13 protein-coding genes are annotated in these 13,471 nt (G+C 72.6%); 5 read left to right on the forward strand and 8 right to left on the reverse strand.

The features are described 5' to 3' along the window. The first annotated feature begins 138 nt into the window (after positions 1-138). Positions 139-1,350 carry an MFS transporter gene (locus tag SGLAU_RS05745; RefSeq protein ID WP_043498918.1) on the forward strand — a complete coding sequence of 404 codons (1,212 nt, stop codon included), beginning with the start codon at positions 139-141 and terminating at the stop codon, positions 1,348-1,350. Here the strand turns inward: SGLAU_RS05745 and SGLAU_RS05750 are convergent. Beyond that, positions 1,310-1,768, reverse strand: a complete 459-nt coding sequence (locus SGLAU_RS05750) for an acyl-CoA thioesterase (RefSeq protein ID WP_043498919.1) — start codon at positions 1,766-1,768, stop codon at positions 1,310-1,312. The two genes, SGLAU_RS05745 and SGLAU_RS05750, sit on opposite strands and share 41 nt — an antisense overlap. Positions 1,769-1,896: 128 nt before the next feature. On the opposite strand from SGLAU_RS05750, the gene SGLAU_RS05755 reads away from it, so the two are divergent. Both SGLAU_RS05755 and SGLAU_RS05760 read left to right on the forward strand, forming a co-directional pair. Next, positions 1,897-3,288: a uracil-xanthine permease family protein gene (locus SGLAU_RS05755; RefSeq protein WP_043498921.1), complete on the forward strand. Its 1,392-nt coding sequence runs from the start codon at positions 1,897-1,899 to the stop codon at positions 3,286-3,288. A 234-nt stretch (positions 3,289-3,522) separates the two neighbouring features. Then, the gene (locus SGLAU_RS05760) at positions 3,523-4,209 is read left to right on the forward strand and encodes a DUF5995 family protein (RefSeq protein ID WP_043498923.1); all 687 of its coding nucleotides are present in this window, start codon (positions 3,523-3,525) and stop codon (positions 4,207-4,209) included. An 83-nt stretch (positions 4,210-4,292) separates the two neighbouring features. Here SGLAU_RS05760 and SGLAU_RS05765 read toward each other — a convergent pair whose 3' ends face one another. Together SGLAU_RS05765 and SGLAU_RS05770 are read right to left on the reverse strand one after the other, a co-directional pair. Beyond that, positions 4,293-5,990 (reverse strand): flavin monoamine oxidase family protein, encoded by a 1,698-nt coding sequence (locus tag SGLAU_RS05765; RefSeq protein WP_043498925.1) that lies wholly within the window; start codon positions 5,988-5,990, stop codon positions 4,293-4,295. A gap of 55 nt (positions 5,991-6,045) precedes the next feature. Continuing rightward, the gene (locus SGLAU_RS05770) at positions 6,046-6,834 is read right to left on the reverse strand and encodes a carbon-nitrogen hydrolase family protein (protein ID WP_043498927.1); all 789 of its coding nucleotides are present in this window, start codon (positions 6,832-6,834) and stop codon (positions 6,046-6,048) included. 306 nt (positions 6,835-7,140) lie between these two features. On the opposite strand from SGLAU_RS05770, the gene SGLAU_RS05775 reads away from it, so the two are divergent. Both SGLAU_RS05775 and SGLAU_RS05780 read left to right on the forward strand, forming a co-directional pair. After that, on the forward strand, positions 7,141-7,683 hold the full coding sequence (locus tag SGLAU_RS05775) for a hypothetical protein (protein ID WP_043498929.1): 543 nt from the start codon (positions 7,141-7,143) through the stop codon (positions 7,681-7,683). A gap of 168 nt (positions 7,684-7,851) precedes the next feature. After that, a complete protein-coding gene (locus tag SGLAU_RS05780) occupies positions 7,852-8,310 on the forward strand; it encodes a hypothetical protein (RefSeq protein WP_043498932.1) in 459 nt (152 codons plus the stop codon). A 30-nt stretch (positions 8,311-8,340) separates the two neighbouring features. On the opposite strand, the gene SGLAU_RS05785 is transcribed toward SGLAU_RS05780, so the two are convergent. The 5 genes from SGLAU_RS05785 to SGLAU_RS05805 all read right to left on the reverse strand — a co-directional run bounded on the left by SGLAU_RS05785 (position 8,341) and on the right by SGLAU_RS05805 (position 13,130). Next, positions 8,341-8,793 carry an Lrp/AsnC family transcriptional regulator gene (locus SGLAU_RS05785; protein ID WP_043498934.1) on the reverse strand — a complete coding sequence of 151 codons (453 nt, stop codon included), beginning with the start codon at positions 8,791-8,793 and terminating at the stop codon, positions 8,341-8,343. 10 nt (positions 8,794-8,803) lie between these two features. Further along, positions 8,804-10,288, reverse strand: coding sequence for an amino acid permease (locus tag SGLAU_RS05790; RefSeq protein ID WP_043498937.1), 1,485 nt, complete (start codon positions 10,286-10,288; stop codon positions 8,804-8,806). A gap of 569 nt (positions 10,289-10,857) precedes the next feature. Next, complete coding sequence (locus tag SGLAU_RS05795) at positions 10,858-12,300, reverse strand: GuaB1 family IMP dehydrogenase-related protein (protein WP_043506327.1); 1,443 nt, start codon at positions 12,298-12,300, stop codon at positions 10,858-10,860. 108 nt (positions 12,301-12,408) lie between these two features. Then, positions 12,409-12,747, reverse strand: coding sequence for a barstar family protein (locus SGLAU_RS05800; RefSeq protein WP_043498938.1), 339 nt, complete (start codon positions 12,745-12,747; stop codon positions 12,409-12,411). Next, positions 12,744-13,130 (reverse strand): ribonuclease domain-containing protein, encoded by a 387-nt coding sequence (locus SGLAU_RS05805; RefSeq protein ID WP_043498940.1) that lies wholly within the window; start codon positions 13,128-13,130, stop codon positions 12,744-12,746. The genes SGLAU_RS05800 and SGLAU_RS05805 overlap by 4 nt, the downstream gene beginning before the upstream one ends. Positions 13,131-13,471: the final 341 nt, after the last annotated feature.

Below are 13,471 nucleotides of genomic sequence, written 5' to 3' on the forward strand. Positions count from 1 at the left end.
TCCTCCCAGACGGGCGGGGGCCGCGCGGCGGGCGGCCTGAGCTTCTCCCTATTCATCAGGAAGGGTTCCTGATAGTTTACGCAGCCGGAACGCGTCAGGGCGAGCACGGGTGCCCGCCACCCGAGGAGGGGCCGGAGAATGAGCGAAGTGGTCTACGAGCAACGCGTCGTGCGACGCGCCCGGTACGCCGTGGCCGCCGTGTTCACCGTGCACGGCGCGGTCACCGGCTCGTTCGCGACCCGGGTCCCGTGGATCCAGGACCACGCCGGGGTGAGCGCCGGCCAGCTCGGCCTCGCCCTCGCCTTCCCGGCGCTCGGCGCGTCCCTGGCGATGCCGCTCGCGGGCTGGTTCAGCCACCGCTTCGGCGCCCGGACGGCCCTGCGCGGACTGCTGGCGATGTGGACGCTGGCGCTGGCCCTGCCCGCCCTGGCGCCGAACCTGGCCACGCTCTGCCTGGCCCTGTTCGTCTACGGCGCGACGGCGGGCATGTCGGACGTGGCGATGAACGCCCTCGGCGTGGAGGTGGAGAACCGCCTCGGCCGGTCGATCATGTCGGGCCTGCACGGCATGTGGAGCGCGGGCGCGCTGATCGGCTCGGCGGCCGGCACGCTCGCCGCGCACCTCGGCGCCGACGCCCGGCTGCACCACGCGCTGGCGGCCGGCGTGCTGACCATGGTGGGTGCGACGGCCTGTTCCTGGGTGCTGGACCTCCAGCCCGCCGAGGACGAGGAGCCGCCGCCCCGGTTCGCCCTGCCGCCGCGTTCGGCGCTGCTGATCGGCGCGATCGGGTTCTGCGCGGTGTTCGCGGAGGGCGCGAGCCTGGACTGGTCGGCGGTCTACCTGGAGGACGAGCTGGGCAGTTCGGCCGCCCTGGCGGCGGCCTGCACGACCGGCTTCACGTTCACCATGGCGGTCGCCCGGATCGCCGGCGACAAGGTGGTGGACCGCTTCGGTGCGGTGCGCACGGTCCGCTGGGGCGGAGTGCTGGCCGGGCTCGGCGGCCTGCTGATCGTGCTCGCCGGGCACCCGGCGGTGGCGATGACGGGGTTCGCGCTGACGGGACTGGGCATCGCCGTGGTGGTCCCGCTGTGCTTCGCGGCGGCGGGCCGCAGCGGCCCGAACCCGAGCCAGGCCATCGCCGGCGTCGCGACCATCACGTACACCTCGGGGCTGATCGCCCCGAGCGCGATCGGCGGCCTCGCCCAGGCGACCAGCCTGGTGGTGTCGTTCGTCCTGGTCACCGTGTTGTCCAGCGGGCTCGCCGTCTTCGCGGGCGTGCTGCGGGCCGGCGACCGGGACCGTCCGAAGATCAGCCGGCCGGACGCAGCAGTTCCCGGCCCGCGGCCCTGAACCGCTCGCTCCACGGCGCCGGGCGCAGGGTGGCGGCGTCCAGCCGCACCAGCACCCGGCTGCCGTGCGCGTACGTCGCCGTACCGTCGGCCGAGCAGAACCGGAAGCCGTAGGTCAGGCCCGTGGTGCCGAGCCGCTCCAGCCACAGGTGGACGGCGTAGGTGCCGGGCCTGGTCACGGGTGCCTCGTAGGTGATGCGCAGTTCCTTGACCGCGTTGCAGGCGTCCCCGGCCGCCGCCCAGTCGCCCTCGAAGCGGAAGCCGTGCTCCTGCCACAGCTCGGCCCAGGCCCGCTCCACCATCAGGGGGTAGCGGGCGTTGTGCAGCAGGCCGAGCGCGTCGAGGTCGTCGAAGTGGACGGTGACGGGCATGAGCCGGCCGTAGGAGAGGGCGGGGGCGGTCGGGGCTTCGGCGGTCACGGACGGTGCTCCTGACATGGACCTTGAGGTGGAACGTTCAACCACCCATCCTAAGCGGACGCTCAGCACCCTCTCCGGGCAGGGACAATGGTCGGCGGCACCCGCACGTACGACGAAAGCGAAACCCCATGGATCTCGGCGTCCGCTGGAAACTGCACGGCGACGGACGCACCCCGGCCCCAGGTGCCGTCGTCCGCCCCGACGAGCGGCTCTCCTGGCCCCGTACGGCGGGACTCGGCGCCCAGCACGTGGTGGCCATGTTCGGCGCGTCCTTCGTGGCCCCGGTGCTCATGGGGCTCGACCCCAACCTCGCGATCATGATGTCCGGCGTCGCGACGATCGTCTTCCTGCTCGCCACCCGCGGCCGGGTGCCCAGCTACCTCGGCTGCTCGCTGTCGTTCGTGGGCGTCGCCGCGGTGATCCGCGCCCAGGGCGGCACCAGCGCCACGGTGACCGGCGCCGTGCTCGTCGTCGGCGCCGCGCTCTTCCTGGTGGGTCTCGCGGTGCAGCGGTTCGGGGCACGGATCATCCACGCCGCCATGCCGCCGATCGTCACCGGCGCGGTGGTGATGCTGATCGGCTTCAACCTGGCGCCGGTCACCGCCTCCACCTACTGGCCGCAGGACCAGTGGACGGCCCTGCTCGTGATGCTGTTCACCGGTCTGGCCGTGGTCTGCCTGCGCGGCTTCTGGTCCCGCATCGCGATCTTCCTCGGCCTGGTCTTCGGCTACGGCCTCTCCTGGGTCCTCGACCTGCTCTTCGGCAGGATCCACTCGGTGGACGGCAGCGGCAAGGTCACCGACCACTGGCGTCTGGACCTCTCCGCGGTCGGCCAGGCCGACTGGATCGGCCTGCCCTCCTTCCACGGCCCCTCCTTCGAGTGGTCGGCGGTCCTGGTCGCGCTGCCCGTCGTGATCGCCCTGGTCGCGGAGAACGCCGGGCACGTCAAGGCGGTCGGCGAGATGACCGGCGACCCGCTGGACGACAAGCTGGGCACGGCCATCTCCGCCGACGGCGTCGGTTCCGTGCTCTCCACCGCCGTCGGCGGCCCGCCCACCACCACCTACTCCGAGAACATCGGCGTGATGGCCGCCACCCGCGTCTACTCCACGGCCGCCTACTGGGCCGCCGCCGCCTTCGCGCTGCTCTTCGGCCTGTGCCCCAAGTTCGGCGCGGTCGTGGCCGCGGTCCCGGGCGGGGTGCTCGGCGGCATCACCGTCATCCTGTACGGCATGATCGGTCTGCTCGGCGCGCAGATCTGGATCAACGCCAAGGTGGACCTGCGCAATCCGCTGAACCTGGTGCCGGCCGCGGCGGGCATCATCATCGGCGTCGGCAACGTCTCCATGGAGATCACCGACACCTTCTCCCTCAGCGGTATCGCCCTCGGCACCATCGTCGTCATCACCGGCTACCACGCGCTGCGCGCCTTCGCGCCGGCCCACCTCAAGACGCAGGAGCCGCTGCTCGACGAGGGCACCTCCAGCTACGACGAGTCCGCCCGGCGCGCCGAGTCGTGACGCCCCCGCCCGCGGCCGGACGTGCTCCCCTGACGGGCGGGTGACGCCCGGCCGCGGGCGGCAGGGCGGCTCGGCGCCGGGACGCCGCGACGGGGGCGGTCTCCCGGCTCCGCGCACGCGCGTCGCCGCCTCCCCCACGGCTCACTCTCCCGTGCGACGCACCCGTTCCCCCGTTGTGGGGAAGCGCCGGGCCCGGCCGCACGCCGCCGGGCCCGGGGCTGGGACGCTGCCCCCATGGCGCAGTTGGAACACCTCACCACCCCCGTCGACGCGGTCGTCTCCCGGATGCGCGCCCTCGACGCAGCCCTGCCCCCGCGGGACGGAGTCGCGGTCTTCAACCGCGTCTACCTCGCCGTCACCGAGGCGGTCGACCGGCGGATCGACGCCGGGCGGTTCCCGGACGCGCGGGCCGCGGTCACGCTGGACGTGCGGTTCGCGGAGCGCTATCTCACGGCCGTCGAGGCGGCCGCCGGGGAGCGCCGCCCGCCCGCCTGCTGGCGGCCCCTGTTCCAGTTCCGGCGCCATCCCGGCGTACGCCCGCTGCAGTTCGCGCTGGCGGGCATCAACGCGCACATCGGGCACGACCTGGCGCTCGCCGTGGTGGACGCCTGTCACGCCCTCGGCTGCGAACCGGCCGAGCTGGAGGACGAGTTCGACCGCGTGGGCGACCTCCTCGTGACGCTGGAGGAGCGCATCCGCGAGGAGCTGATGCCGGGCCCCGACCTGCTCCAGGTCGCCGACCCGCTCACCCATCTCCTCGGTGCCTGGAGCCTGGACCGGGCGCGGGACGCGACCTGGGCGGCGGCGCGGGCGCTGTGGGCGATGCGCCGGCTGCCCGACCTCACCGAGGAGTTCGTGGAACGGCTGGACGCCGCCGTGGGGTTCGCGGGGCGCATGATGCTCACGCCGCTGCCCGCCTGAGCGTCCCGGGACGAAGCGCCGCCGCCCGCCGCGCTGGGCGCGGCGGGCGGCGGTGCGGGCGCGGACGGTCCCGGGCCGGAGGGTCAGTCCTCGGGCAGCTCGACCGGCGCGATCTCGTCGTAGACGTCGCCCGGGCCGGGGTTGGAGGGGTCGGTGGTGCCGCCGAAGTGGTGCATGACGCCCCAGACCGCGTTCAGCGCGGTCTGCACGGCGCCCTCGGCCCAGCCGGCCGTCCAGGAGATGTCGTCGCCCGCGAGGAAGATGCCCCGCTTGTCCTCGGGCAGCCGGTCCTGCATGAAGTGCGTGAACAGGCGCCGCTGGTAGCGGTAGTGGCCCGGCAGGTTGGCCTTGAACGCGCCCATGAAGTAGGGCTCGTTCTCCCACGACACCGTCACCGGGTTGCCGATGATGTGCTTGCGGATGTCGACCTTCGGGTAGATCTCGCCGAGCGACTTCAGCATGACCTCCATCCGCTCGCTCGCGGACAGCGGCAGCCACTTCAGGCTGTCGTCGCACCAGGTGTACGACAGGCAGATCACGGCGGGCTTGTCGGGGCCGTCGTCGAGCAGGTAGGTGCCGCGGGTCATGCGGTCGGTGAGCGTCATCGACATGACGTCCCGGCCCGTCTCCTCGTCCTTGTCCAGCCAGAACGGCCGGTCCACGGGCACGAACAGCTTGGAGGACTCCATGTAGTGGGTGCGCTCGATGGCGGTCCAGTGGTCGATCGGGAAGAGCGAGTCGTCGCACTGGATCTTCGACAGCAGCATCCAGGACTGGGCGGTGAAGATCGCCGCCCGGTAGGTGCGGATGTCGCCGTGCGCGTCCGTGACGGTGATCCGGTTGCCCGCGGTGCGGTTCAGGCGGGTCACGGCCGGACGCGGCTGCCCGCCCTCGTGCAGCTTGGCGAGCGAGGTGCCGTACGCCCAGTGGACGATCTTCTCCGGCTCGCGCTCCCACAGGCGCAGCGGCAGCTGCTGGGAGCCGCCGACGATGCCCCGGTGGTGGTCGTCCGCCTCGGTGTAGACGACCCGCAGGATCTCCAGGATGGAGTTGGGGAAGTCGGTGTCCCAGCCGCCGGTGCCGAAGCCGACCTGGCCGAAGATCTCGCGGTGCCGGAAGGACTTGAAGGCCTCCGAGTCGCAGAGGAAGCCGTAGAAGGTCTGGTTGTCCAGCTTCTCGACGAGCCTGGCCCAGATCTCGCGGATGCGCGGCACGTCCCGCTCGCGCATGGCGCGGTTCATGTCGGAGAAGTCGGCGCCCTCCTCCAGGCACTTGTTCCACGCCTGGGCGACGTCCCTGTAGACCTGCGGCAGGTCGTCGATGGTCTGCGCGTAGTGGCTCTCGCCCTTCAGGTCGACGACGGTCGACGGGGTGGCCTCGGCGAGCGGGTTCGGGAACGGCTTGGTCTTCAGGTCGACCAGGTCGATGTAGTGCTGGAGGGCGGTGGAGGACGGCGGGAAGCGCATCGCGCCCATCTCGGCGGTCAGGGACTCGTCGCAGCCCTCGAAGCCGACGGTGCGCAGCCGCCCGCCGATCCGGTCGGCCTCGTAGACGACGGGCTTGAGGCCCATCTTCATCAGCTCGTACGCGGCGACGATGCCGGACAGGCCGCCGCCGATGACCGCGACCTCCGTGCCGTGCTCGGTGGCGGGGACCTGGCCGAGTCCCGCCGGGTGGGCGAGGAAGTCGTCGTACGCGTAGGGGAAGTCCGGGCCGAACATGGTGATCGGCGGCTGCTGCTCGTCGGTGTGTTCGACGGCGTTGGGCACCGTGGACGTCATGGGGTACGGACTCCTTGCACAGAAAAACGAGAGGGGGACGAGCGGGGAGAGGGGGTCAGACGAGGGACCCGTACAGGCCGGGGCGCCGGTCCTCCAGATACGGGTTGCCCTCGCGGGAGGCGGCGAGGAAGACGGGGTCCACGTCGGCGACGACCAGTTCCTCGGCGCGGCCGGCCCGGGTGCGGGCGACGCCGTCGGGCCCGGCGAGGGTGGAGAGCCCGACGAACTCGAACTCGTCCTCGGCGCCGACCCGGTTGACGTACGCGACGTACATCTGGTTCTCGAAGGCGCGCACCGGGACCAGGTGCTCGGCGACGAACTGGAACGGGTGCATCTGGGCCGTCGGCACCAGCAGCAGGTCGGTGCCCGCCAGGGCGTGGGCGCGGACGTTCTCCGGGAACTCCACGTCGTAGCAGATCATCAGGCCGATCCGCAGGCCGTCCAGCTCGGCCTGGACCACCGGCTGCTCGCCGGGCGTGAAGTGGTCGCGCTCGAAGCAGCCGAAGAGGTGCGTCTTGCGGTAGTTGGCCAGGCGGGCGCCGCCGGCGGAGATCAGCTGCGCGGAGTTGTACACCGTCTCGCCGTCGCGCTCCGGGTAGCCGTACGCGACCGCCAGTCCGTGCCGTGCGGCCAGCTCGGCGATCGCGTCGGCCGCGTCGCCGTCGGCGGGCTCGGCCAGGCGCGCGACGTCGTCGCCGATGGCGTAGCCGGTCAGGAACATCTCCGGCGCGACGATCAGCCCTGCGCCGGCGGCGGCGGCCCGGCCCGCGGCCTCGTCGAGGACCTTCAGGTTCTCGACGGTCGAGCCGGGGCGGCCGGAGCTCTGGAGCAGGGCGATGCGCATGCGTGTTCCTCACCGGGACGGAAGGGTGTGGGGGCCACATAGACGGTACGAGCGGCGGGCTCGGCCGGACAAGGAGGAGCCGTTGCGCGCGCATGCGCGCTTCGTTGCGTCCCTCCGCGGCGTGGCGGCGATTCGTTGCGCACCCGGCGTCGTACGTCCCCTCCCCCGCGGGGCATACGGCCGCGCCGGCTTTCCCACCGGACGGCGGAGACGCAGTGCCGCCCGCGGGACGATGTGGCCGGAGCGGTCCGCGGGAAGAGTGGTGCCCGTTCGCACCACCTGCTCCCACCTGCGGAAAGGCTCATCATGCAGCGTCGTACGAAGATCGCCGCGTCCGGTGTCGCCCTGCTCCTGGCCGGCGGTGCCGTGGCCGGCTCCACGGCCGCGAGCGCCACCGGCGGACACCGCGAGGCGGCCGCGCTGACCGGCACCGCCAAGCTGTACCGGTCGGCCGGCGACGACATCACGTTCACCTTCGACGCCCATCTCGCGGCCGGGGACTCCGCCGACCCGATGAAGGCGACCGGCACCTTCTCCTTCAGCCACTACCGCGGCGACTGGGGCGCCTGGGCGAAGGCCGAGGTCGACTGCCTGGTCACCGGCGGGAACGTGGCGGTCGTCTCCGGCGTCATCACCGACTCCGACCTGCCGGGCGCCGAGGGCAAGCGGGTCGGGGTGACGGTGCACGACCTGGGCCGGCGCGACCGCCTGGGCTACAGCTGGGCGACGGCCGGCAGCCCGGCGCAGATGCCGCGGGACCTGCCGAAGTGCGTCAGTTCCGCGCCCTTCGAGAAGGTCCGCAAGGGCACGGGCGACTTCACGGTCGCGCCGTGGCGGCCCCAGCTGTGACCGCGGCCCGGTGCGCGGACGGCGCCGGCCCCCTCCGCGAGGAGGAGACCGGCGCCCGCGCGGCTCCCCCGGACGGCGGGCCGCGTCCGCCCGGCGCACGACGCGGCCGGGCGCACCGGCCCGCCAGACTGACGGCCACAAGCCGCACCCGTCTGCCGGAGGACCCTCATGGACGTCACCGCGAGCCTCGCCCTGCCCCTCATCGACGAACACCGCACGGTTGTCGCGGCGGACGCCGGAGCGGTCTGGAGGGGACTGGGCGAGGTGCTCGACCGCTCGTACGCGGGCGCCGGCGCGGTGCGGTTCGCCCGCCTCGTCGGCTGCGCCGATCCCGCGGCGTCCGGTGCCCGGCCGCTGGCCGAGGGTTCCACGGTCAGCGGATTCCGGGTGACCGCCGCGGACCCGGGCCGGGAGCTCGTGCTCGTCGGGCGGCACCGGTTCTCGACGTACGCCCTGACGTTCCTCCTCGACGGGGCGGGACCGGGCCGCACGGTGCTGCGGGCCGTGAGCCGGGCCCGGTTCCCCGGCCCGGCGGGCGCCCTCTACCGGTCGCTCGTCGTCGGCACGGGCGGTCACGCGCTCGCCGTACGGCACCTGCTGGCGTCGGTCCGCCGCCGTTCGGAGTGAACGGCGGCGGACCGGCGGACGGTACGGCCGTCAGGTCGGCGAGCCCGACGAGAAGCGGCGCAGCAGCGGTGAGAGGACGAGCACCGACTTGGTGCGCTCGACGAACGGCTCCCCGGCGATGCGCTCGAGGACCCGCTCGAAGTGCCGCATGTCGGAGGCGAAGACCTGGGCGACGGCGTCCGCGTCGCCGGTGACGGTGGACGCGGCCACGACCTCCTGGTACCGCTCCAGACCCCGCTGGATGGTCTCCGGCGAGGTGTTGCGGCGGCAGTAGATCTCGACGAACCCCTCGGTCTCCCAGCCGAGTGCCGAGGGGTCCACCCGGACGGTGAACCCGGTGATGGCCCCGGTGGCGCGCAGCCGGTCCACCCGGCGTTTCACGGCCGGCGCGGACAGGCCGACGAGCTGGCCGATGTCCGCGTAGGAGCGGCGGGCGTCCTCGGCGAGGGCGTGCACGATGCGTTCGTCGAGATCGTTCAGCACTGGGGGTGGTTCACTTCGCTTCTGGTGATGCTTCCGGTGTGGCCTCCGGGGCGGCGAGCCGCGACCGGCGATAGCCGTAGAGGAAGTAGAACACGAGACCGGCGGCCATCCAGAACCCGAAGACCACCCAGGTGACGGTGTCGAGGCTGAACATGTTGTACGCGCAGAAGGCGAAGCCCAGCACCGGCAGCACCGGGCCGAACGGCACCTTGAAGGTGCGCTCCAGCTCGGGCCGCCTGTAGCGCAGCACGATCACCGCGATGTTGACCAGGGCGAAGGCGAACAGCGTGCCGATGCTGGTGGCGTCGACGAGCTTGCCGAGCGGGATCAGGGCGGCGAGGACACCGCAGAACAGGGAGACGATCACGGTGTTCAGTCGCGGGGCACCCGTCCTGGCGTCGACCTTGCCGAGCGCCTTGGGGACCAGGCCGTCGCGGGACATCGCGAAGAGGACGCGGGTCTGGCCGTAGAGCACGGTGAGCACGACGCTGGCGATGGAGATGACCGCGCCGAGGGCGAGCAGGGTGCCCCAGAAGGTCTGGCCGCTGACGTCGTTCATGATCGCGGCGAGGGATGCCTGGGAGTCCTCGAACTTCGTCCAGTTCCAGGCGCCGACGGCGACGGCCGCGACCAGCACGTACAGCGCGGTGACGATGATCAGCGAGAGCATGATCGCGCGCGGCAGGTCCTTCTTCGGGTCCTTCGCCTCCTCACCGGCGGTGGAGGCGGCGTCGAAGCCGATGTACGAGAAGAACAGCGTGGCGCCGGCGGCGCTGACCCCGGCCATGCCGAGCGGCATGAAGTCGGCGTAGTTGCCGGACTTGAAGCCCGTGAAGCCGACCGCGCAGAACAGCACCAGCGCCGCGATCTTCACCGCGACCATGATGGTGTTGGCGCGGGCGGACTCGCGCACCCCGCCGAGCAGGAAGACCATCGCCAGCAGGACGACGATCAGCGCGGGCAGGTTGATGATGCCGCCCTCGCCGGGCGCCGAGGAGAGGGCGCCCGGGATGGTGACGCCGATCGTGCCGTCCAGCAGCTCGTTCAGGTACTCGCCCCAGCCGACGGCGACGGCAGCCACCGACACGCCGTACTCCAGCACCAGACACCAGCCGCAGACCCAGGCGACGAGCTCGCCCATCGTTGCGTACGCATACGAGTACGAGGAGCCGGCGACCGGGATGCTGCCCGCCAGCTCGGCGTAGGACAGGGCCGAGAAGAGAGCCGTCAGACCGGCGATCACGAAGGCCAGGGTGACCGCCGGACCGGCCTCGGGGACGGCGTCGCCGAGGACGACGAAGATGCCGGTGCCGAGGGTGGCACCGATGCTGATCATGGTGAGCTGCCACAGTCCCAGGGAGCGCCTGAGCGAGCCGCCCTCACCCTGACCGCCCTCCGCGACCAGGCGTTCCACGGGCTTGCGGCGCATCAGGCGCGTGACGACGCCCGGGGCTGGCTGAGTGGGGTTGTGCGGGGGTGCGCCTTGGTCGAGCACGCGCTGGCTCCTTATCGCTGCCGTTCAGGTCGGACGGGGACCGGCGGCACCCCGGCGGCAGCCGGGACCCACCGAGCGGGGTCCCCGCCACGCCACGTACAGCGCGACACTCTATGGGCGGGGGCATTGCGCCTGTAATGCAGCAACCTTGCGCATACCCGCAAGATCATTGCGTTCCTCGCGGCGACGCGGGAGTTCGTTGCACGAGGGGTTTCGAGTGTTGCGTTCCGATGCTCGGTGCGGCCTTTTGGCGAGAAACGTGCAGGAGTCCGCCCGCTCCTGCCGGACGCCCCGGTCGTCCGGGTATGTCCAGCGGTCGGCGCAGGCCGCCGCGGGCCGGTGCCGGAGCCGCGCGCGGCGGGCCGCCGCACGCGGACTGCCGTGCCCACGCCGAGGCACAGGACGTCGAATCGATGCCGCGCGTCGGCAGGAAGCGCTCCGGTACGTCCCGGTCCTCGGCGTCCTCGGTGCCTCGGCCCGGCAGAGGTTGATCTCCACGACCCCGGCCGTCGAGCGCCGGGCACGCGAAAGGCCCCCGGTTCTCCGGGGGCCTCGCGCGGGGTTCCGGGTCAGCTCCAGCTGGCGTGCAGCGGCTTGCCCTCGGCGTAGCCGGCGGCGCTCTGGACGCCGACGACGGCCTTCTCGGCGAACTCCTCCAGGGACGCGGCACCGGCGTAGGTGCACGAGGAGCGGACGCCCGCGATGATCGAGTCGATCAGGTCCTCGACGCCCGGGCGGGCCGGGTCGAGGAACATCCGGGAGGTGGAGATGCCCTCCTCGAACAGCGCCTTGCGGGCGCGGTCGTAGGCCGACTCCTCCGAGGTCCGGTTGCGCACGGCACGGGCGGAGGCCATGCCGAACGACTCCTTGTAGGCACGGCCGTCGGCGTCGTGCTGGAGGTCGCCCGGGGACTCGTAGGTGCCCGCGAACCAGGAGCCGATCATCACGTTGGACGCGCCGGCGGCCAGGGCCATCGCCACGTCGCGCGGGTGGCGGACACCGCCGTCGGCCCACACGTGCTTGCCGTACTTCTTCGCCTCGGCGGCGCACTCCAGCACCGCGGAGAACTGCGGCCGGCCGACGCCGGTCATCATGCGGGTGGTGCACATGGCGCCGGGGCCGACGCCGACCTTGATGATGTCGGCCCCCGCGTCGATCAGGTCCTTGACGCCCTCGGCGGACACGATGTTGCCCGCCACGATCGGCACCTGCGGGTCGAGCGCGCGCACCGTCCGGATGGCGCTGATCATCGACTCCTGGTGGCCGTGCGCGGTGTCGATGACGAGGGTGTCGACGCCCGCGTCGAGCAGCTGCTTGGCCTTGCCCGCCACATCGCCGTTGATGCCGACGGCGGCGGCCGCGCGCAGCCTGCCGCGGGCGTCGACGGCAGGGGTGTAGAGCGTGGCCCGCAGGGCGCCCTTGCGGGTGAGGATGCCGGCGAGCCTGCCGTCCCGGTCGACCGCCGGGGCGTAGCGCCGGTTGTGGTGGTCGAGCGTGTTGAAGGCCTCGCGCGGGTCGATGTCGGCGTCCAGCAGGAGCAGGTCCTTGGACATGACCACTTCGAGCTGGGTGAAGCGGTCGACCCCGGTGAGGTCCCGGTCGGTGACGACGCCGACCGGGCGCTGCTCCTCGTCGACGACGACCCCGGCGTTGTGGGCCCGCTTGGGCAGCAGGGACAGCGCGTCGGCGACGGTCTGGTGGGGAGCGAGCACGATCGGTGTGTCGAGCACCAGGTGGCGGCTCTTGACCCAGGAGACGACGTCGGTGACGACCTCGATCGGGATGTCCTGCGGGATGACGACGAGGCCGCCGCGCCGGGCCACCGTCTCGGCCATGCGGCGGCCGGCGATGGCGGTCATGTTGGCGACGACGAGCGGGATCGTGGTGCCCGAGCCGTCCGGGGAGCTGAGGTCCACGCCCTGGCGGGAGCCGACCGCGCTGCGGCGGGGCACCATGAACACGTCGTCGTACGTCAGGTCGTACGAGGGCTGGAGGTCGTTGAGGAAACGCACGTGCTGCACATCCCAGTCGATCAGAGGTGGCCCCCGGACAGGTCAGCCAGGGGGAAAGAGCACGTACTTCATTCTCCCATGTCGCCCGTATCCGCAGGTACGGGCGGTTCATCCAGGCTGGTCGGGCAGGCGTTGGGAGGTTCCTCCAAGGGCGAGGGTGACGGAGAGGGCCGGCGTGTGGTCCGCCGCCAGGGCGAACACCTCCCGCGCCGTGCGCCACTCCTCGGGCCGTGCCGCGGCGTACTCCTGCCAGTGGCGTACGACGACCAGCAGTCCGTCCTGCACGGCGCCCTCCGGCCACAGGGTGTGGTCGCCGAGGCTGTCGGCGAGGGCGTCCCAGTTGCGCCCGAACCACTCGGGCAGGCCGAGGGCGCGCGCGCACCGGTCCATCAGGCCCGCCTTGTCGGTCACCCCGGCGAGATCGACGGTGACCACGCGTTCCGTCATCTCAGCACCGCCCTGAACGAGTCGTAGTGATCGTCGGTGTAGTAGGTCTCGCCGCCCCGCCCGGTGACGAGGCGTCGCGCCCCGCGGTCGGGCGAACCGGGGGTCCGGACGGTGTACTCGCGGTAGTAGCCCCGCTCGTGCGCGGGCAGCAGCCGCTCGAAGTTCCCGAAGACGGCGCCGTCCCGGTCGTACGGGAAGGGCCCGCCCCGGTCGATGAGGGCCAGCGTCTCCCGGGCCTCGGCGGGCAGGTCCGCCTCCCGCACGGTGGCCATGCCCTCGGCCCACGGCGGAGCGGAGGCCGGGGCCGAGGACTCGGTGCCGGCACACCCGGCGAGCAGCGTGAGCAGGCAGAGCAGCACCCGGGAGACGAACCGCAGCAGCATGCCTCCGATGCTGGCACGGCCGCCCCCGGGGCACCCGTCGTCGGGACCCGTCGGTGTCCGAATCGTCGTCCGCCGGGGTCCGGCGGTCGTCCGCCGGGGGGCGGTCGCGGGTCCGCCGGTCGTCCGCCGGGGATCCGCCGGGGATCCGCCGGGGCGTCGGCTTCGACCGCCGGTCATCCGCCGTCAGTCCACCGGTCGTCCGTCGCGGGTCCGCCGGTCGTCCGCCGGTTCCCGCCGGGCGGGGTCCGCCGGTCATCCGCCGTCAGTCCGCCGGTCGTCCGTCGCGGGTCCGCCGGTTCCTGTCCGGTGAGGTGCGCTCAGGGGCCGCCGCTTCCCGCCGG

It is taken from the genome of Streptomyces glaucescens, assembly GCF_000761215.1.
Classification (GTDB): Bacteria; Actinomycetota; Actinomycetes; order Streptomycetales; family Streptomycetaceae; genus Streptomyces; species Streptomyces glaucescens_B.